The organism is Clavibacter quasicaliforniensis (genome assembly GCF_051201715.1).
Classification (GTDB): domain Bacteria; phylum Actinomycetota; class Actinomycetes; order Actinomycetales; family Microbacteriaceae; genus Clavibacter; species Clavibacter seminis.
This window is the reverse complement of sequence record NZ_CP139624.1, coordinates 2,001,228-2,019,300: the sequence shown is the minus strand read 5'-3', so window position 1 is coordinate 2,019,300 and position 18,073 is coordinate 2,001,228. Positions and strand designations below refer to the sequence as shown.

The following is an 18,073-nucleotide window of genomic DNA, read 5'->3' as shown; positions in this document are numbered from 1 at the left end:
TGTGTGCTGATGCGGGTCATCGATGCGGGCGTCAGTTGGACCGGGCCGTGAGCCACACGGTCAGGGCGACGATGCCGCCGAGACCGAAGATCCACATGAAGAGCCCCTCGGACACCGGGCCGAGCCCGCCGAGGTTCGCGCCGCCTACCGTGCTGTTCTCCTCGATGTACTGCAGCGACGTGATGATGTCGCGCTTGTCCTCGGGGGAGATGTTGGTGTCGTTGAAGACCGGCATGTTCTGCGGGCCGGTGACCATGGCCTCGTAGATGTGGACCGGGGCGACGCCCTCGAGGCTGGGGGCGAACTTGCCCTCGGTGAGCGCACCTCCCGCCGCGGCCACGTTGTGGCACATGGCGCAGTTGATGCGGAAGAGCTCGGCGCCGTTGGCGGGGTCGCCCTTCCCGTCGAGGTACTGGCCGTCGGGGATGGCCGGGCCGGGAGCGAGCGAGGCGACGTAGGCCGCGAGCTCCTTCACCTGCGTGTCGGTGAACTGCGTGGGCTTCTCCGGCGCCTGGACCGTGGTGCCCTGGAGCGGCATGCGGCCGGTGCCGACCTGGAAGTCGACGGAGGCCGCGCCGACGCCGATGAGGCTCGGGGCGACGCCCGTACCGGTGGCGTCCATGCCGTGGCAGGTGGCGCAGTTGGAGCCGAAGAGCTTCTGGCCCTCGTCGATGGTCTGCGCGGACTTGAGGTCGACCTCGGCCGACGCGCTGCCCGCCTGGATCATCGCGTAGGCGCCGCCCGTGGTGAGCAGGCCGATGGCGAGCAGGGCGATCGTGGTCAGGGGGCTGCGGCGACCGGTTCGACGGGCGCGTGCTGTCTTGGTGCTCATACTGTGGTTGATGCTCCCGCTCGGTGCTATTTGAGGACGTAGATGACCAGGAAGAGCCCGATCCAGACGACGTCGACGAAGTGCCAGTAGTAGGACACGACGATGGCGCTCGTCGCCTCCCTGTGCCCCATCGACCGGACGGCGAAGATGCGCCCGATGACGAGGAGGAAGGCGATGAGCCCGCCGGTGACGTGCAGGCCGTGGAAGCCCGTGGTCATGTAGAACGCCGAGCCGTACGCATTGCTGCTGAGCGTGATGCCCTCGGTGACGAGGGTGGCGTACTCGAAGATCTGGCCCACGACGAAGATGGCGCCGAGGGCGTAGGTGAGGAAGAACCACTCGACCGTGCCCCACTGGCTGGGCTTCCAGCCCGTGGCCCGCGCCTGCAGTCGCTCGGCCGCAAAGACGCCGAACTGGCAGGTGAACGAGCTCGACACGAGGATGAGCGTGTTCACGAGGGAGAAGGGCACGTTGAGGCGTCCTGCCTCGAACTCCCAGAGGGCACCGGACGTGGAGCGGAGGGTGAAGTAGATCGCGAAGAGACCCGCGAAGAACATCACCTCGCTGCCGAGCCACACGATGGTGCCGACGGCGACCGTGTTCGGCCGGTTCACCACCGGCGCGGTCGATACTGGGGAGATTGAGGTGGTCGTCACAGGTTCCATTATGACCCAGGCCGACGACACCCGATGCCCACCCGGCCGCCCGTGAGATCCGATCCAGCCGCTCGTTAGGCTGATCCGCATGCCCTCCGCCCCGACCTGGCCCGCGCTCATCACCACGCTGATCGAGGGGCGCCACCTGTCGGTGTCCGAGTCCACCTGGGCCATGCGCCAGGTGATGCGCGGGGAGGCCACTCCCGCGCAGCTGGGCGGGCTCCTGGTCGCGCTGCGGGCCTCCGGCGAGACCGTCGACGAGATCGTCGGCTTCCGGGACGCCGTGCTCGAGGAGGCGCTGCCGCTCGACGCGGATCCGCGCGCCCTCGACATCGTGGGGACGGGAGGTGACCCTTACGGCGCCGTCCTCAACATCTCGTCGGTGGCGTCCATCATCGCGGCCGCCACGGGCGTGCCCGTGATCAAGCACGGCAATCGCGGCGCGAGCTCCGCCTCGGGCGCGTCCGACGTGCTGACGGCCCTCGGCATCGACCTGACGATCGCGCCCGAGCGCGTGGCAGAGGTGCTCCGCGAGACGGGGATCACCTACGCGCACGCCGCCCTCTTCCACCCTGGCTTCCGGCACGCAGCGGCCACCAGGCGCGAGCTCGGCATCTCGACGCTGTTCAACGTGCTCGGGCCGCTCTGCAACCCGGCGCGCCCGGAGGCGTCGGCGGTGGGCGTGGCCGACCTCTCGCGCGTGCCGCTGATGGTGGGCGTGTTCCGGACCCGCGGCGCCACCGCGCTCGTGTACCGGGGCGACGACGGGATCGACAAGCTCACGACCACCGGGCACAGCCACATCTGGGAGGTCAGCCGCGGTGCGGTCACCGAGCACGACCTCGACCCGCTCGAGCTCGGGATCCCGCGCGCTCCCATCGAGGCGCTCCTCGGCGAGGGCGTGGAGCAGAACGCGGAGGTGATCCGCCGGGTCCTCGCCGGCGAGCCCGGCCCGCAGCGCGACGTCGTGCTGCTGAACGCGGCGGCCGGCCTCGAGGCCTTCGACCTGATGGGGGATCCGACGCGCGTGCAGCAGCCCGTGGCGCGCCGGCTGCGGGAGAAGCTCGCCGTCGCGGCCGACGCCGTGGACTCCGGCCGCGCCGCCGCCAAGCTCGAGGAGTGGGCGGCGGCGACCCGCGCCTGATCGTCATCGCGCTGTCGATGTCGCGCGTGCGGCGGATGATGGACGCATGTGCGGCAGATTCGTGGTGGCGCGGGCGACGGGCGACCTCGTCGGGGACTGGGCGGTCGACGACGTGGACGGCGACGATCCGCCCCCCTCGTGGAACGTCGCCCCGACGACCACGGTCCGCATGGTCGCCGACCGGCACCCGCACGGCGACGCGGACGGCGCGGGCCGCCGGGTGCTGACGGCGGCCCGCTGGGGGATCGTCCCGCCGTGGGCGAAGGCGGTGCAGGGCGCACCGCTCATCAACGCGCGCGTCGAGACGGTCACGGAGAAGCCGACGTTCCGGAGGGCCGTGCTCACGCGGCGGGCGGTCGTGCCGGCCGACGGGTACTACGAGTGGCAGATCACCGCCGCGGGGAAGCAGCCCGTGTACCTCCACGGCGAGGACGAGCGTCCGCTGGCCTTCGCGGCCGTGTACGAGCACTGGAGGGATCCCGCCGTCCCGGAGGGGGAGCCCGGCGCGTGGCTGCGGAGCCTCGCCATCATCACGTCCGCCGCGAGCGACGCGCTCGGTCACATCCACGACCGCACGCCCGTCATCGTGCCGCGCGACCGCCTGGACGACTGGCTCGACGCCGGGACGACGGCGGTCGACGACGTGCGTCACCTGCTCGGTTCGCTGCCGGAGCCCCACCTCGTTCCGCGACTCGTCTCGACCCGCGTCAACAGCGTGCGGAACGACGGACCGGATCTCGTGGCGCCCGTCGACGAGGCGCCCGCGGACGACGGGCAGCCCACGCTCATCTGACGCCGCGGCGAGCCGTCGGATGACCGCCCGGACACGCCGCACGCCCCGTCACCTGGGGCGACGGGGCGTGCGGATCGTGCGGGTGCGGTCTACTGCACGTCGTCGTCGACCCAGTCGAAGGTCTTCGTGACGGCCTTCTTCCAGAGGCGCAGCTGGCGCTCGCGCTCGGCGTCGTCCATGTCCGGCGTCCAGCGGCTGTCCTCCTGCCAGTTCTGGCGGAGGTCGTCGAGGTCCTTCCAGAACCCGACGGCGAGGCCCGCGGCGTACGCGGCGCCGAGCGCGGTGGTCTCCGCGACGACGGGGCGGACGACGGGCACGCCGAGGATGTCGGCCTGGAACTGCATCAGCAGGTTGTTGGCGATCATGCCGCCGTCGACCTTGAGCTCCGTGAGGTCGACGCCGGAGTCGGCGTTGACCGCGTCGAGCACCTCGCGCGTCTGGAAGGCCGTGGCCTCCAGCGCCGCGCGGGCGATGTGGCCCTTGTTGACGTAGCGCGTGAGGCCCACGAGCGCGCCACGCGCGTCCGAGCGCCAGTAGGGCGCGAACAGGCCCGAGAACGCGGGGACGAAGTACACGCCGCCGTTGTCCTCGACGGTGGCGGCCAGCGTCTCGATCTCCGCGGCGCTCGACACGAGGCCGAGGTTGTCCCGCATCCACTGCACGAGCGAGCCCGTGACGGCGATGGATCCCTCGAGCGCGTAGTGCGGCTCCTGGTCGCCCAGCTTGTAGCCGAGCGTCGTGAGGAGGCCGTTCTGCGAGTGGATGATGTCGGTGCCGGTGTTGAAGATCAGGAAGTTGCCGGTGCCGTACGTGTTCTTCGACTCGCCCTGGTCGAACGCGGCCTGGCCGAACGTGGCCGCCTGCTGGTCGCCCAGGATGCCCGCGATGGGCACCTCGCGCAGGAGGCTCGAGGACTCGACCTGGCCGTAGACCTCGGAGGAGCTCTTGATCTCGGGGAGCATCGAGCGCGGCACGTCGAACGCCTTGAGGATCTCGTCGTCCCACTGGAGCGTCTCGAGGTCCATGAAGAGCGTGCGCGACGCGTTGGTGACGTCGGTGACGTGCACGCCGCCGTCGGTGCCGCCGGTGAGGTTCCACAGGACCCAGGTGTCGGTCGTGCCGAACATGAGCTCGCCGGCCTCGGCCTTCTCGCGGGCGCCGTCGACGTTCTCGAGGATCCAGACGATCTTCGTGCCCGAGAAGTAGGTGGCGAGCGGCAGCCCGACGGTGGGCTTGAAGCGCTCGACGCCGCCGTCGGCCGCGAGGCGGTCGACGATCTTCTGGGTGCGGGTGTCCTGCCAGACGATGGCGTTGTAGACGGGCTTGCCCGTGGTGCGGTCCCACACGACGGCGGTCTCGCGCTGGTTGGTGATGCCGACGGCCTCGACGTCATGGCGTGTGATGTCGGCCTTGGACAGCGCCTGGCCGATGACCTCGCGCGTGTTCCGCCAGATCTCCATCGGGTCGTGCTCGACCCAGCCGGCGCGGGGGAAGATCTGCTCGTGCTCGAGCTGGCCGGTGGACACGATGGATCCGCTGTGGTCGAACACGATGGCACGCGTGCTGGTGGTGCCCTGGTCGATGGCGACGATGTACTTCTCGCTCATGTGGTCTCTCCTATGAGGGGTCGGGGGGGGGGAATTAGAGGATGGGGAGCAGCGCGTAGGACGCGAGGCCGGCGAGGACGCCGCCGATGGCGGGCCCGACGACGGGGACCCAGGCGTAGGACCAGTCGCTCGAGCCCTTGCCCTTGATGGGCAGGAACGCGTGCGCGATGCGGGGTCCGAGGTCACGGGCCGGGTTGATGGCGTAGCCGGTCGGGCCGCCGAGGGACGCGCCGATGCCGACCACGAGGAGGGCGACGGGGATCGCGCCGAGGGCGGAGAGTCCGGCGGGGGTGGCCGCGTCCGAGTCGGGGTTGTTCGCGAGGCTGAAGCCGAGGATCACGATGACCAGCACGAAGGTGCCGATGATCTCCGTGACGAGGTTCCAGGCGTAGTTGCGGATGGACGGGCCCGTCGAGAAGACGCCGAGCTTGGTGGCCGCGTCGGGCTCCTCGTCGAAGTGCTGCTTGTAGGCGAGCCAGCAGAACACGGCGCCGATGATGGCGCCGACCATCTGGGCGAGGATGTACACGGGGACGCTCGCCGGGTCCTGGATCTTGCCGGCGGCGAGGAGGCCGAGCGTGACGGCCGGGTTCAGGTGCGCGCCGGACGCGTACGAGACGGTGACACCGGCGAAGACCGCGAGGCCCCAGCCGAAGTTGACCATCAGGGTGCCGCCGGCGAGCCCCTTCGACTTGATGAGCGCGACGTTCGCCACGACTCCGCATCCGAGGAGGACGAGGAGGGCGGTGCCCACCGTCTCCGACAGGAAAATGACTCCAAGATCCACTGCGTGGTGCTCCGATCGTTCGTCGAGGCGCGGGGGCGACCTCTTCCGCATCATCGCGGTGGCTCCAATCTAGTGCCGGTGGGGCGCCCCTCCCTGTCGCGGCTGGCCGCTCGGCGACGCGGATCCCTGCCCCTGAGGGAGGGTCGGCGGGGCTGTCGGAGCCCGTCCTCCCGGGCGTATGTTGGCGACACACCCGAGTCGCCGCCGACCGAGTCCCGTCCTCGATCCGGCTCGGATGCGCGGCTGCCGTCCGGCCGCCCGAGACCCGCGAGGAGCCGGCCGTGAAGAAGCTGATCAACGACCCGAGGGCGGTGGCCGACGAGGCCGTCGCGGGCTTCGCTGCCGCCCACCCCGACCTGGTCGCCCTGAGCGCGGACCCGCTCTTCGTCCGTCGCGCGGAGCCCACCCGCCCCGGGCGCGTGGCGCTCGTCAGCGGTGGTGGCAGCGGGCACGAGCCGCTGCATGCCGGCTTCGTGGGCCACGGCATGCTCGACGCGGCCGTGCCAGGACCCGTGTTCACGAGCCCCACCCCGGATCTGGTCGTCGCCGCCACGCTGGCCGTGGACGCCGGCGCGGGAGTGCTGCACATCGTGAAGAACTACACGGGCGACGTCCTCAACTTCGAGACCGCGGCCGAGCTCGCGGAGGCGGAGGGCGTGCGGGTGCGGACCGTGGTGGTCGACGACGACGTCGCCGTCACCGACTCCCTCTACACGGCCGGCCGCCGCGGGGTCGCGGGGACGGTGCTCGTCGAGCACATCGCGGGCGCCGCCGCGGAGCGCGGGGACGATCTCGACGCCGTGGCCGCGATCGCCGAGCGGGTGATCGGGCGGGTCAGGAGCATGGGCGTCGCCATCCGCGCGTGCACCGTCCCGCACGCGGGCGAGCCGAGCTTCGCGCTCGAGGACGACGAGATGGAGATCGGCATCGGGATCCACGGGGAGCCCGGTCGCGTCAAGCTGCCGCTCGAGCCGGTGGACGCCATCGTGGAGCGGCTGCTCGACCCGGTGCTCGAGGACCTCGCCGCGCCGGCGGGCAGCCGCGTGCTGCTGATGGTGAACGGGATGGGCGCGACACCGCTGTCCGAGCTCTACATCGCGTACCGCCGGGCGGCCGCCGTGCTCGAGGAGGCCGGCCTGACCGTCGCCCGGAGCCTCGTGGGAGACTACGTCACGGCCCTCGACATGGAGGGACTGTCCCTCACGGTGCTGCTGCTCGACGACGAGCTCGTCGACCTGTGGGACTCGCCCGTGCAGACCGCCGCGCTGCGGTGGGGGAGGTAGCTCATGGCACTCGGTACCGACTGGGTCGTCGCCTGGATCACGGAGGCGGCGCGCGTCGTCGCCGACCAGCGCGGTGAGCTCATCACCCTCGACCGCGAGATCGGCGACGGCGACCACGGCGAGAACCTCGACCGCGGCTTCGGGGCCGTCACGGAGAAGCTGGCGGGCCTCGCGCCCGACGCCTCGCCCGCCGACGCGCTGAAGACGGTCGCCACCACGCTGATCTCCACCGTCGGCGGCGCCTCCGGCCCGCTGCTCGGGACGGCGTACCTCAAGGCATCAGCGGCCGTCGCCAGCCTCGCGGACCTCGACGCGTCCGCGATCGCCGACCTCCTCGAGGCGGCGGTGGGCGGCATCGTCCTCCGCGGCAAGGCCGAGCCGGGCGACAAGACGATGGTGGACGCGTGGGGTCCCGCCGCCGAGGCCGCGCGTGCCTCCGCCGACGCGGGATCCGGCCCGGCCGACGCCCTCGAGGCCGCCGCCGACGCCGCCGCGCGCGGGGCGGAGGCGACCGAGCCGCTCGTGGCCCGCAAGGGACGCGCGTCCTACCTGGGCGACCGCGCCATCGGCCACCGCGACCCGGGCGCGCAGTCGTCCGCGCTCATCCTGCGCGCGGCGGCCGTCACCGCCCGCGCCGCGCAGGGGGCGGGGTCGTGAGCGTCGGCATCGTCCTCGTGTCCCACAGCGCCCTCATCGCGCACGGGCTTGCCGATCTCGCGCGCCAGATGGCGCCGACCGTCGCGCTCGTGCCCGCGGGCGGATCCGGCGACGGCACGCGGGACGACGCGGGCATCGGCACGAGCTTCGACGTCGTCTCCGCGGCGCTCGCCGAGGCGGAGGGCGGCGAAGGGGTGGTCGTCCTCGCGGACCTCGGATCCGCGTACCTCACGGCCGAGACGGCGGTCGACATGCTCGACGAGGACGCCGCCGCGCGTGTCCTCGTGGTGCGCGCACCGCTGGTCGAGGGCGCGGTCGCCGCCGCGGTGGCCGCCGAGACGGGCGGTTCCCTCGAGGATGTGGCCGCGGCCGCAGCTTCGGCCGCCGGTGCCGACGCCGTGGATGACGCCGATGCCGGCCTCGCGCCGGATCCGCGCGCCGACGGCTCCGAGCCCGCACCGGCCGGCGCATCGGGCACCGTCCGGGGCGAGGCGACCCTGGTCAACCGCGACGGCCTGCACGCCCGGCCGGCCGCCGACTTCGTCACGCGGGCGTCCGCCTACTCCGCGGCCGTCACCGTCAACGGCCAGAACGCCGCGTCGCTGCTCGGTGTCATGGCCCTCGGCCTGACCCGAGGCGCGCACGTCGTCATCGAGGCGACGGGCGAGGACGCCGAGGAGGCCGTGACCGCGCTGGTCGAGCTGATCGAGTCGGGGTTCGGGGAGGCCTGACTCGGGGCCTCCCGCCGCGCCGCGGTCAGAGGGCGTCGAGGTAGACCCAGGATCCCGCGTGCCGCACGAAGCGGCTCGCCTCGCGCTGGCTGCCGCGCTCCCCGTCGTGCCGGAACGACGCCTCGAAGTCGACGACGCCCGTCGCGTCGTCGGGACCGCCGAGCGACGTGCGGTGGATGGTGAGCCGAAACCAGCGGACGGACGTGTCGAGGTCGATCTCCTCGGGCCGCGAGGACGGGTGCCAGCTGCGGGCGAGGTACGCCGCATCGCCGCGCGCGTAGGCGGCGAAGCGGGAGCGCATCAGCCGCTCGGCGGTCGGCGCGGCCGTGTCGCCCCGGTGCAGCGGGCCGCAGCACGCGCCGTACGCATCGCCGCTCGTGCACGGGCACCAGGCGTCGTCGTCCGGCGTCGACCACGGGGCGTCGGGGGTGAGGCGCGTCATCCTCCGAGCCTCCCACGCCGGCGACCCGGAGCAGGATGGGGGAGCGGCCGCCCCCGCGGACCCGCTCGATCCACGACATGAGGAGCGCACCATGACCCCCGCCACCGACCTGCTCGTGGACGCCTACGGGCGCATCGCCGAGATCGTGCGCGATGCCGTCGACGGCCTCGACGCCGACGACCTCGCGTTCCGCCCGGATCCCGAGGCCAACCCCATCGGCTGGCTCGTCTGGCACCTCGCCCGCGTGCAGGACGCCCAGGTCGCCGACGTCGCCGGCCAGGACCAGACGTGGACGACCGGGGGATGGGCGGCGCGCTTCGCCCTCCCGTTCGAGGAGTCGGCGACCGGATACGGCCAGTCACCCGAGGACGTCGCGGCGCTGGAAGGCGTCACAGCGGAGCTCCTCGTCGGCTACCTCGACGCCGTGCAGTCCGCCACGCTCGCCTACCTCGCGGGACTCGATGACGCCGAGCTCGCCCGCGTGGTGGACGAGGACTGGACCCCGCCCGTGACGCTCGGCGCCCGCCTCGTCAGCGTGCTGTCCGACGACCTGCAGCACGCCGGGCAGGCGTCCTACCTCGCGGGTCTCCTCGCCCGTCGCCGCTGACGGCGGAGGGACGCCTGGACGAGCGCGGATCCGAGGGAGCCGGGCTCAGGCGGGCAGCTCGGCCTCGATCAGCGACACGATCTCGGGTGCGTCCGGCTCGACCGTGGGCCGGAAGCGGTGCACGGCGCCCGACGGCGTGACGACGAACTTCTCGAAGTTCCACTTCACGCGGCCGGCCTTCCCGTCCGCGTCGGGCGTCTTCGTCAGCTCCGCGTAGACGGGGTGGGCGGACCGGCCGTTGACCTTGACCTTCTCCATCATCGGGAAGGTGACGCCCCACGTGGTGGAGCAGTACTCGTCGATGGCCTCCGCGGACCCGAGCTCCTGGAGGAACTGGTTGCTCGGGAAGCCGATGACGGTGAAGCCCCGCTCGCCGTAGGTGCGCTGCAGCTGCTCGAGCTTCTCGTACTGCGGCGCCAGGCCGCAGCGCGAGGCGACGTTGACGACGAGCACGACCTTGTCGGCGTACGCGCCGAACGTGGTGGCCTCGCCCTGGAGGGTGGTGAGCGGGATCGGGTCGAGCCGGGGATTCGTCATGGCCCGAACGTAGCCCCGTCCCCTGACAGCGGCGCCCTCACGACGCGAGGCCGGCCGCCTCTCGGCGACCGGCCTCCCGGGTGCGGATCGGATCCGCCGTGCGTGGTGCTAGTTCGCGAACTCCGTGACGGTCGCGTCGGCCGCGACCTTCGTGGCGCCCACGTCGACGCCGTGGTACGTGCGCAGGGTGTCGACGGTGTCCTGGATCTCCGCGTCGCGCTCGTCGTCGCTCCAGCCGATGGCCTCCTGCAGGACGTCCGCGATCTCCGCGAGCATCTCGTGCGTCACGCCGCCGACGAACGCGAGGTTCGTGCGACGCAGGACGACGTCGGCGAGGTGCACCGCGTCCTCGTGCGTGGCGAAGTACGCGATCTCGGCCCGCGTCAGCTGCGGGTCCGTCGCCAACGGCGTCGACGGCTGTCCGGAGAGGACGTCGATGACGCTCGTGGCACGCGTGCCGTAGCGGTTGAGCAGGCGGTCGACCTGCTCCGTGCCGATGCCCTCGGCGCGAGCGGCCTGCGTCGCGATCCAGCGTGCGCGGGCGGTGCTGGAGGACGGGAAGTCCTTGCCGCCGCCGATGGGCATGCCCGTCGTGTCGACCGAGCGCTCCACGCCGAGGCGCGTGGTGGCCTCGGTGGAGAGGTGCGCGGACAGCGCACGGAACGTCGTCCACTTGCCGCCGACGAGGCTCAGCACCTTGCTGTCGGCGAGGCCCGCGATCTCGGTCTCGACGATGCGGTAGTCGCGCGACACGAAGCCGGGCGCCGTGTCCTCGTGGCGCGGCAGCGGGCGGATGCCCGAGTAGCGGTACACGATGTGGTCGCGGTTCAGCTCGATCTGCGGGAAGACGTGCTTGACGAGGTCGAAGAAGTAGTCGACCTCCTCCTCGGTGCAGACGGCGGGCTCGCTCGGGTCCGCGTCGATGTCCGTGGTGCCGATGAGGACGCGGCCCTTGAGCGGGTAGATGAGGACGATGCGGCCGTCGTTGTTCTCGAAGAAGATCTCGCGGCCCTTGGTGGCCTCGAGCAGCTCGGCGTTGTCGACGACGATGTGCGATCCCTTGGTGCCGCCCATGAACTTCGTGTCGCCGCCCATGGCCTCGTTGGTGAGGTCGGTCCAGGGGCCAGACGCGTTCACCACGACGTCCGCCGTGACGACGAACTCGGTGCCGGAGATCACGTCGCGCAGCTTCACGCCGCCGTCGGCGACGCCCACGGCCTCGAGGTAGTTGGCGCTGCGCGCGTGGTCGCCCGCGGCGAGGCCGTCCTTCAGCACGTCGAGCGCGAGGCGTTCGGGCTCGTGGACGGAGGCGTCGTAGTAGGTGCCGGTGAACTTGACGTCCTTGTTCAGCGCGGGCATGTCCTCGCGGGCCGCCTTGCCGATCCGGAAGCGGTGGCGCGGGACCGAGCCGCCGTCGCGGGAGAAGGAGTCGTACAGGGTCATGCCGACGCTGATGAGGAGCGCGCCGCGCTCCTTGGTGGAGCGCTGCTTGTGGGTCAGCATGCGCAACGGGGCGTTGAGGATGCCGGAGAAGGTGGAGAAGATCGGCATCGTCGTCTGCAGCGGCTTCACGTAGTGCGGCGCGATGCGGATGAGGCCGTTGCGCTCCTCGACGGACTCGCGGACGAGGCGGAACTCGCCGTTCTCGAGGTAGCGGATGCCACCGTGGATCATGTGGGAGCTCGCGGCCGAGGCGCCCGAGCCGTAGTCGGCGCGCTCGACGAGCACGACGTCGACGCCCTGGAGCGCGAGGTCGCGGAACGTCGCGATGCCGTTGATGCCGCCGCCGATTACGAGCACCTTGGCGCTCGGGCGGTCGTGGATGCGGGCGACGTTGTCCCGCAGGTCGGTCTTCTTCGACGTGGTCACGAGGAGGCTTCTCTCTGTTGAGACGTGCGTGGTGCGCGTGCTGTGACACCATCCTGCGCCCGCGAACGGATTCGACCTAGCCCGTGCACGGATGTGCAAGGCTCGCGTCATGGTCGACGGCATCGCGCACGAGCGCACCCAGGACGCCCTGCGCGCGGCGCACCTCTACTACATGCAGGACCTGACGATGGAGGCCATCGCGCGCGAGCTCGGCACGAGCCGCTCGTCGGTGTCCCGGCTCCTCTCGTTCGCCCGGGAGACGGGCCTCGTGGACATCCAGATCCGCTCGCCGCTCGACCTCGCCACGGTGCTGGGGGAGCAGCTGCACGAGCGCTACGGCGTGGTCGCGCACGTCGTCCCCGTGCCGGACCAGACGAGCGACGTCGACCGCGTCGACCGTGTGGCCCTCTCGGCTGCACGGATGCTCACCCAGTACGTCGACTCGAACATGGTCGTCGGCGTCGCGTGGGGCTCCACGGTGAGCGCGGTGAGCCGCTACCTCGTGCCGAAGCCGACGCACAACACCCTCGTGGTGCAGCTCAACGGGGCCGGCAACGTGCGCACCACAGGGATCATGTACGCGAGCGAGATCCTCCGCCGGTTCGGGCAGGCGTACGGCGCCACCGTGCAGCAGTTCCCGGTGCCGGCGTTCTTCGACGACCCGGCCACCAAGCAGGCGCTGTGGCGCGAGCGGAGCACGAAGCGCGTGCTCGAGCTGCAGGAGCGGATGGACATGGTGCTGTTCGGCGTCGGATCCCCGGTCGCGCTCGTGCCCAGCCACGTCTACTCGGGCGGCTACCTCGAGCGGTCCGACCAGCGCGCGCTCGATGCGGACGGCGTGGTGGGCGACGTCTCCACCGTGTTCTTCCGGGAGGACGGGTCTTCGGCCGACATCGCGATCAACGCGCGGGCGAGCGGTCCGGACCTCGCCACGATCCGCAAGGCGCCGCGACGCGTGTGCGTGGTCGCGGGGGCGTCCAAGGCTCGGAGCGTGCGCGGCGCGCTGGCCGCCGGGCTCGTGACGGACATCGTCCTGGACGAGGGGACGGCACGGGCGCTGCTCGCGTGACGCGACGGATCGACCTGTCGAGCGGGAGAGGGGACTGCTTCGGTGGGCGATACCGGACTCGAACCGATGACCTCTTCCGTGTGAAGGAAGCGCGCTACCAACTGCGCCAATCGCCCTGCTCGCACCGCGGACGGTGCGCGTCAATGATGCCATACCGCGGGGGTGGTCGCGGTCACGGGGCGGTGGCGGCTGCACCGCGGGACGGGCGTCGTCGCGACACGCCCGGGTCGTCATCGTGTGCGCGTCCACCGGATCCGCGTGAATACGCGGAGAACGGTGGATGAGCGCCGTGCAGGCAGCCTTCGGGCGGGCGTCGTTTTGCACCCGTGCCAGGAGATCGGCTAGAGTCATCGAGCACGCAGGGTTGCCGGGAAGCCGGGAGCGGCGAGCGAAATGCGGATGTGGCGCAGTGGTAGCGCATCACCTTGCCAAGGTGAGGGTCGCGAGTTCGAATCTCGTCATCCGCTCGAACAGGGGCCCTGAGAGGGGTCCCTTTCGCAAGGTGGGAACCACCGGTGTGGAAGCACCCATGGTGGGGTGGCCGAGAGGCGAGGCAGCGGCCTGCAAAGCCGTCCACGCGGGTTCAAATCCCGTCCCCACCTCCAGCAAGTGCATGAGCGATTGGCGCAGCGGTAGCGCGCTTCCCTGACACGGAAGAGGTCGCTGGTTCGATCCCAGTATCGCTCACCACCAGAAGGCCCCGGGAGACCGGGGCCTTCTTCTTTTCCCGGGCCCCCGCGCGCGCCGCGCTCCTCTCGTCGATGGGGCCCCGTCGCGCGCCGGTAGTCTGGATCGGTTCCCTCCCCGTCCCGCAAGGAGCCCGCAGTGGTAGACGCCGCCCAGCCCGAGATCCACGACGAGGCCGCGCCCGCGGAGACGACCGCCCCCGTGGCGACGCCCGTCGAGGCCACCGAGGCGGGGACCGGGTTCACGCTCTTCTCCGACCGCGCCGTGGTCGCCATGCGCATCGACGGGGAGCTGAAGGACCTCGCGGCCGCGGTCGCCGCAGGCGACGTCGTCGAGCCCGTGCGGATCGACTCGCCCGACGGACTCGCGATCCTGCGCCACTCGGCGGCGCACGTCATGGCGCAGGCCGTGCAGCAGATCAACCCGGAGGCGAAGCTCGGCATCGGCCCGCCCGTCACCGACGGCTTCTACTTCGACTTCGACGTCGCCGAGCCCTTCACGCCCGAGGACCTCAAGGCCATCTCCAAGAACATGGAGCGCATCATCCGGCAGGGCCAGCGCTTCACGCGCCGCGTCGTCTCCGAGGAGCAGGCCCGCGAGCTCATGGCGGATGAGCCCTACAAGCTCGAGCTGATCGGACTCAAGGGCGGATCCGCCGAGGAGCTGGGCGAGGACGGCGAGTCCGTCGAGGTCGGCGGCGCGGAGCTCACGGTCTACGAGAACGTCGACGGCAAGACCGGCGAGGTCTTCTGGCGCGACCTGTGCCGCGGCCCGCATCTGCCGAGCACCCGCATGGTCGGCAACGGCTGGGCGCTGTCGCGCGTTGCCGCCGCCTACTGGCGCGGATCCGAGAAGAACCCGCAGCTGCAGCGCATCTACGGCACGGCGTGGCCGACGAAGGACGAGCTGCGCGCGTACCAGGGCCGCATCGAGGAAGCGCTCAAGCGTGACCACCGCCGCCTCGGCGCCGAGCTCGACCTCTTCTCCTTCCCCGACGAGATCGGCTCGGGCCTCGCGGTCTTCCACCCGAAGGGCGGCATCATCCGCCGTGAGATGGAGGACTACTCGCGTCGCCGGCACGAGGACGGCGGCTACGAGTTCGTCTACTCGCCGCACATCACGAAGTCGAACCTGTTCGAGACGAGCGGCCACCTCGACTTCTACAAGGACGGCATGTTCCCCGCGATGCACCTCGACGAGGCGCGGAACGCGGAGGGCGAGATCACGCGCCAGGGCGCGGACTACTACCTGAAGCCCATGAACTGCCCGATGCACGTGCTGATCTACCGCTCGCGCCAGCGCTCGTACCGCGAGCTGCCGCTGCGCCTGTTCGAGTTCGGCACGGTCTACCGCAACGAGAAGTCCGGCGTGATCCACGGCCTCACCCGCGTGCGCGGCATGACGCAGGACGACGCCCACATCTTCACGACCCGCGAGCGCATGGCCGACGAGCTGAAGGGCACGCTCGAGTTCGTGCTGTCGCTGCTGCGCGACTACGGCCTCGACGACTTCTACCTCGAGCTGTCCACCAAGGACCCGGAGAAGTTCGTCGGATCCGACGAGGTGTGGGAGGAGGCCACCGAGACGCTCCGCCAGGTCGCGGTCGACACGGGCCTCGAGCTCGTGCCGGATCCCGCGGGCGCCGCGTTCTACGGCCCCAAGATCTCCGTGCAGGCGCGTGACGCCATCGGGCGCACGTGGCAGATGTCCACCATCCAGCTCGACTTCAACCTGCCCGAGCGCTTCGGCCTCGAGTACACGGCGAACGACGGCACGCGCAAGCAGCCCGTCATGATCCACCGGGCGCTGTTCGGATCCATCGAGCGCTTCTTCGGCGTGCTCACCGAGCACTACGCGGGCGCGTTCCCGGTGTGGCTGTCGCCCGTGCAGGTCGTCGGCATCCCCGTGGCCGAGGACTACGAGGAGTACCTCGGCGGCGTCCTCGACCGGCTCCGGGCCGAGGGCGTCCGCGTCCAGCTCGACACCTCGGACGATCGCATGCCCAAGAAGATCCGCACGCACACCAAGGCCCGCGTGCCGTACCAGCTCATCGCGGGAGAGGACGACCGGGCTGCCGGATCCGTGAGCTTCCGCTTCCGCGACGGCACGCAGGTCAACGGCGTGCCCGTGGCCGAGGCCGTCGAGCGGATCACGGGCGCGATCGCCCGGCGCGAGCAGGTGGTGACCGCGTGGCCCGTCTGACGATGTCGGACCACGAGCCCGCGGGCGACGACGAGCGGGGGGAGGTGCGCGTCGACGACCCCGGCCATCTCGCGGGCGTCCCGGACGAGTTCCAGCGCCTGTGGACCCCGCACCGCATGGTCTACATCCAGAAGGGCCAGCAGCCGGACCGGGACGAGTGCCCGTTCTGCATCGCGCCGTCGATGTCGGACGAGGACGCGCTCATCGTCGCGCGGGGCGAGCACGCTTACGTCCTGCTCAATCTCTTCCCGTACAACAGCGGCCACCTGCTCGTCTGCCCGTATCGTCACATCGCGACCTACGACCTCGCGAGCCCCGATGAGGTCGCCGAGATCGGCTCCCTCACGCAGACCGCCATGCGGGTCGTGCGCGAGGTGTCGCGGAACGACGGCTACAACATCGGCATGAACCAGGGGCAGGTGGCGGGTGCAGGCATCGCCGAGCACCTGCACCAGCACATCGTGCCGAGGTGGGGGCAGGACGCGAACTTCCTGCCGATCATCGCGAAGACCAAGGCGCTGCCGCAGCTGCTGGGCGACGTGCGCGCATCCATCGCCGCAGCCTGGCCCGCCCCCGCGGGCGAATAGGATAGGGATCACAATGACTGACACCAACACCCCCGGACAGGTCGGCTCGAGCCGCGTCAAGCGCGGACTCGCGGAGATGCTCAAGGGCGGCGTCATCATGGACGTCGTCAACGCCGAGCAGGCGCGCATCGCGGAGGACGCGGGAGCGGTCGCCGTCATGGCGCTCGAGCGCGTGCCGGCCGACATCCGCTCGCAGGGCGGCGTCGCCCGCATGAGCGACCCCGACCTCATCGACCAGATCAAGGCCGAGGTGTCCATCCCCGTCATGGCGAAGGCCCGCATCGGGCACTTCGTCGAGGCGCAGGTCCTGCAGTCCCTCGAGGTCGACTACATCGACGAGTCCGAGGTGCTGAGCCCGGCCGACTACGTGAACCACATCGACAAGTGGGGCTTCACCGTCCCCTTCGTCTGCGGCGCCACCACGCTCGGCGAGGCGCTCCGCCGCATCACCGAGGGCGCGGCCATGATCCGCTCCAAGGGCGAGGCGGGGACGGGCGACGTCTCCGAGGCCACCAAGCACATCCGCACCATCAAGTCCGAGATCCGCGCGCTCAGCGCCCTCACGCACGACGAGATCTACGTCGCCGCCAAGGAGCTGCAGGCGCCGTACGACCTCGTGCTCGAGGTGGCGAGGACGGGCCAGCTGCCCGTCGTCCTCTTCACCGCGGGCGGCGTGGCCACCCCGGCCGACGCCGCGATGATGATGCAGCTCGGCGCCGACGGCGTGTTCGTCGGATCCGGCATCTTCAAGTCGGGCAACCCGGTCGCGCGGGCCAAGGCCGTCGTCACCGCGACCGCGCTGTTCAACGACCCCGACGCCATCGCCGAGGCCTCGCGCGGGCTGGGCGAGGCCATGGTCGGGATCAACGTCGCCGACGTCCCCGCCCCGCACCGCCTCGCCGAGCGTGGCTGGTAGCACCGCGGCTCCGCACGGCGACGGCCCCATGGTGGGCGTCCTCGCGCTGCAGGGAGACGTCCGCGAGCACGTGCGCGTCCTCGAGGGCTTCGGCGCCCGGACGCGGCTCGTGCGTCAGCCGAAGGACCTCCCCGGCCTCTCTGGCCTCGTCATCCCGGGCGGCGAGTCGACCGTGATGGACAAGCTGTCGCGCCAGTTCGGGATCGCGCGGCCGCTGCGTGCGGCCATCGACGACGGCCTGCCCGTCTACGGGACGTGCGCGGGGCTGATCATGCTGGCCGACGAGATCGTCGACGCGATCCACGACCAGCGCGGCATCGGCGGCCTCGACGTGTCCGTGCGGCGGAACGCGTTCGGATCCCAGACGGCGTCCTTCGAGGTCGACCTCGACGTGCCCGCGCTGGGGGATCCGCCCGTGCACGCCGTCTTCATCCGCGCACCCGTGGTCGCGTCGGTCGGGCCGGCAGCCTCGGCCCTCGCCTCGCTCGACGACGGCCGCGTCGTGGCCGTCCGGCAGGGCGCCCTCCTCGGCACCTCGTTCCACCCGGAGGTCACGGGCGACCTGCGGTTCCACCGCCTCTTCCTCGACATGGTCGAGGACGCGGGCCGCACCCTCTGACCCCTCGGGTCCCAGTCGGCGTGCCCCGATGGTCCATCATTGACAGCG

At 71.3% G+C, this 18,073-nt stretch carries 18 protein-coding genes and 4 tRNA genes; 14 read left to right on the top strand and 8 right to left on the bottom strand.

Translation table 11 applies throughout. From position 1 onward, the window contains the following. Positions 1–31: 31 nt before the first annotated feature. Positions 32–832: a cytochrome bc1 complex diheme cytochrome c subunit gene (gene qcrC / locus NL142_RS09660; RefSeq protein WP_194682404.1), complete on the bottom strand. Its 801-nt coding sequence runs from the start codon at positions 830–832 to the stop codon at positions 32–34. Positions 833–858: 26 nt separating this feature from the next. Continuing rightward, complete coding sequence (ctaE, locus tag NL142_RS09655) at positions 859–1,497, bottom strand: aa3-type cytochrome oxidase subunit III (RefSeq protein ID WP_079533409.1); 639 nt, start codon at positions 1,495–1,497, stop codon at positions 859–861. Between the two features lie 79 nt (positions 1,498–1,576). On the opposite strand from ctaE, the gene trpD reads away from it, so the two are divergent. Next, on the top strand, positions 1,577–2,632 hold the full coding sequence (gene trpD, locus NL142_RS09650) for an anthranilate phosphoribosyltransferase (RefSeq protein WP_435079091.1): 1,056 nt from the start codon (positions 1,577–1,579) through the stop codon (positions 2,630–2,632). Positions 2,633–2,678: 46 nt separating this feature from the next. Next, complete coding sequence (locus NL142_RS09645; RefSeq protein WP_435079089.1) at positions 2,679–3,425, top strand: SOS response-associated peptidase; 747 nt, start codon at positions 2,679–2,681, stop codon at positions 3,423–3,425. Between the two features lie 89 nt (positions 3,426–3,514). Here NL142_RS09645 and glpK read toward each other — a convergent pair whose 3' ends face one another. Beyond that, positions 3,515–5,032 (bottom strand): glycerol kinase GlpK, encoded by a 1,518-nt coding sequence (gene glpK / locus NL142_RS09640; protein ID WP_012038518.1) that lies wholly within the window; start codon positions 5,030–5,032, stop codon positions 3,515–3,517. Between the two features lie 34 nt (positions 5,033–5,066). Continuing rightward, positions 5,067–5,873: an MIP/aquaporin family protein gene (locus NL142_RS09635; protein ID WP_182480720.1), complete on the bottom strand. Its 807-nt coding sequence runs from the start codon at positions 5,871–5,873 to the stop codon at positions 5,067–5,069. A gap of 227 nt (positions 5,874–6,100) precedes the next feature. On the opposite strand from NL142_RS09635, the gene dhaK reads away from it, so the two are divergent. Genes dhaK through dhaM form a run of 3 tightly spaced genes read left to right on the top strand, consistent with a single transcriptional unit; the run spans position 6,101 to position 8,490 of the window. Continuing rightward, positions 6,101–7,102: a dihydroxyacetone kinase subunit DhaK gene (gene dhaK, locus NL142_RS09630; protein ID WP_435079086.1), complete on the top strand. Its 1,002-nt coding sequence runs from the start codon at positions 6,101–6,103 to the stop codon at positions 7,100–7,102. 3 nt (positions 7,103–7,105) lie between these two features. After that, complete coding sequence (gene dhaL, locus NL142_RS09625) at positions 7,106–7,759, top strand: dihydroxyacetone kinase subunit DhaL (RefSeq protein ID WP_435079084.1); 654 nt, start codon at positions 7,106–7,108, stop codon at positions 7,757–7,759. After that, positions 7,756–8,490 (top strand): dihydroxyacetone kinase phosphoryl donor subunit DhaM, encoded by a 735-nt coding sequence (gene dhaM / locus NL142_RS09620; RefSeq protein WP_435079082.1) that lies wholly within the window; start codon positions 7,756–7,758, stop codon positions 8,488–8,490. The genes dhaL and dhaM overlap by 4 nt, the downstream gene beginning before the upstream one ends. 25 nt (positions 8,491–8,515) lie before the next feature. Here dhaM and NL142_RS09615 read toward each other — a convergent pair whose 3' ends face one another. After that, positions 8,516–8,932 carry a YchJ family protein gene (locus NL142_RS09615; RefSeq protein WP_435079080.1) on the bottom strand — a complete coding sequence of 139 codons (417 nt, stop codon included), beginning with the start codon at positions 8,930–8,932 and terminating at the stop codon, positions 8,516–8,518. A 91-nt stretch (positions 8,933–9,023) separates the two neighbouring features. Here NL142_RS09615 and NL142_RS09610 point away from each other — a divergent pair, with 91 nt between their 5' ends. Further along, on the top strand, positions 9,024–9,539 hold the full coding sequence (locus NL142_RS09610; protein WP_435079078.1) for a mycothiol transferase: 516 nt from the start codon (positions 9,024–9,026) through the stop codon (positions 9,537–9,539). A 45-nt stretch (positions 9,540–9,584) separates the two neighbouring features. Here the strand turns inward: NL142_RS09610 and NL142_RS09605 are convergent, their stop codons facing one another. Further along, positions 9,585–10,076, bottom strand: a complete 492-nt coding sequence (locus NL142_RS09605) for a glutathione peroxidase (RefSeq protein WP_043586528.1) — start codon at positions 10,074–10,076, stop codon at positions 9,585–9,587. Between the two features lie 108 nt (positions 10,077–10,184). After that, complete coding sequence (locus NL142_RS09600; RefSeq protein WP_435079076.1) at positions 10,185–11,945, bottom strand: glycerol-3-phosphate dehydrogenase/oxidase; 1,761 nt, start codon at positions 11,943–11,945, stop codon at positions 10,185–10,187. A 109-nt stretch (positions 11,946–12,054) separates the two neighbouring features. Between NL142_RS09600 and NL142_RS09595 the strand changes: the two genes are divergently transcribed. After that, positions 12,055–13,014 carry a sugar-binding transcriptional regulator gene (locus tag NL142_RS09595; protein ID WP_104234830.1) on the top strand — a complete coding sequence of 320 codons (960 nt, stop codon included), beginning with the start codon at positions 12,055–12,057 and terminating at the stop codon, positions 13,012–13,014. A gap of 43 nt (positions 13,015–13,057) precedes the next feature. Here NL142_RS09595 and NL142_RS09590 read toward each other — a convergent pair. After that, positions 13,058–13,130, bottom strand: a tRNA-Val gene (locus tag NL142_RS09590). Between the two features lie 279 nt (positions 13,131–13,409). Between NL142_RS09590 and NL142_RS09585 the strand changes: the two genes are divergently transcribed. The 7 genes from NL142_RS09585 to pdxT all read left to right on the top strand — a co-directional run bounded on the left by NL142_RS09585 (position 13,410) and on the right by pdxT (position 18,025). Next, positions 13,410–13,481, top strand: a tRNA-Gly gene (locus tag NL142_RS09585). 64 nt (positions 13,482–13,545) lie between these two features. Beyond that, positions 13,546–13,619, top strand: a tRNA-Cys gene (locus tag NL142_RS09580). 10 nt (positions 13,620–13,629) lie between these two features. After that, a tRNA-Val gene (locus NL142_RS09575) sits at positions 13,630–13,704 on the top strand. Positions 13,705–13,839: 135 nt separating this feature from the next. After that, positions 13,840–15,903, top strand: a complete 2,064-nt coding sequence (gene thrS, locus NL142_RS09570) for a threonine--tRNA ligase (RefSeq protein ID WP_435079073.1) — start codon at positions 13,840–13,842, stop codon at positions 15,901–15,903. Between the two features lie 2 nt (positions 15,904–15,905). Beyond that, the gene (locus NL142_RS09565) at positions 15,906–16,490 is read left to right on the top strand and encodes an HIT family protein (RefSeq protein WP_050976305.1); all 585 of its coding nucleotides are present in this window, start codon (positions 15,906–15,908) and stop codon (positions 16,488–16,490) included. Between the two features lie 13 nt (positions 16,491–16,503). Then, positions 16,504–17,406, top strand: a complete 903-nt coding sequence (pdxS, locus tag NL142_RS09560) for a pyridoxal 5'-phosphate synthase lyase subunit PdxS (RefSeq protein ID WP_119382817.1) — start codon at positions 16,504–16,506, stop codon at positions 17,404–17,406. Next, positions 17,396–18,025, top strand: a complete 630-nt coding sequence (gene pdxT, locus NL142_RS09555; RefSeq protein ID WP_435079071.1) for a pyridoxal 5'-phosphate synthase glutaminase subunit PdxT — start codon at positions 17,396–17,398, stop codon at positions 18,023–18,025. The genes pdxS and pdxT overlap by 11 nt, the downstream gene beginning before the upstream one ends. Positions 18,026–18,073: the final 48 nt, after the last annotated feature.

Excerpts from the sequence above, each read along its gene's own strand:
- qcrC (WP_194682404.1), bottom strand. The coding sequence starts at position 832 with ATGAGCACCAAGACAGCACGCGCCCGTCGAACCGGTCGCCGCAGCCCC.
- ctaE (WP_079533409.1), bottom strand. The coding sequence starts at position 1,497 with ATGGAACCTGTGACGACCACCTCAATCTCCCCAGTATCGACCGCGCCG.
- trpD (WP_435079091.1), top strand. The coding sequence starts at position 1,577 with ATGCCCTCCGCCCCGACCTGGCCCGCGCTCATCACCACGCTGATCGAG.
- NL142_RS09645 (WP_435079089.1), top strand. The coding sequence starts at position 2,679 with ATGTGCGGCAGATTCGTGGTGGCGCGGGCGACGGGCGACCTCGTCGGG.
- glpK (WP_012038518.1), bottom strand. The coding sequence starts at position 5,032 with ATGAGCGAGAAGTACATCGTCGCCATCGACCAGGGCACCACCAGCACG.
- NL142_RS09635 (WP_182480720.1), bottom strand. The coding sequence starts at position 5,873 with ATGATGCGGAAGAGGTCGCCCCCGCGCCTCGACGAACGATCGGAGCAC.
- dhaL (WP_435079084.1), top strand. The coding sequence starts at position 7,106 with ATGGCACTCGGTACCGACTGGGTCGTCGCCTGGATCACGGAGGCGGCG.
- NL142_RS09615 (WP_435079080.1), bottom strand. The coding sequence starts at position 8,932 with ATGACGCGCCTCACCCCCGACGCCCCGTGGTCGACGCCGGACGACGAC.
- NL142_RS09610 (WP_435079078.1), top strand. The coding sequence starts at position 9,024 with ATGACCCCCGCCACCGACCTGCTCGTGGACGCCTACGGGCGCATCGCC.
- NL142_RS09605 (WP_043586528.1), bottom strand. The coding sequence starts at position 10,076 with ATGACGAATCCCCGGCTCGACCCGATCCCGCTCACCACCCTCCAGGGC.
- NL142_RS09595 (WP_104234830.1), top strand. The coding sequence starts at position 12,055 with ATGGTCGACGGCATCGCGCACGAGCGCACCCAGGACGCCCTGCGCGCG.
- NL142_RS09565 (WP_050976305.1), top strand. The coding sequence starts at position 15,906 with ATGTCGGACCACGAGCCCGCGGGCGACGACGAGCGGGGGGAGGTGCGC.
- pdxS (WP_119382817.1), top strand. The coding sequence starts at position 16,504 with ATGACTGACACCAACACCCCCGGACAGGTCGGCTCGAGCCGCGTCAAG.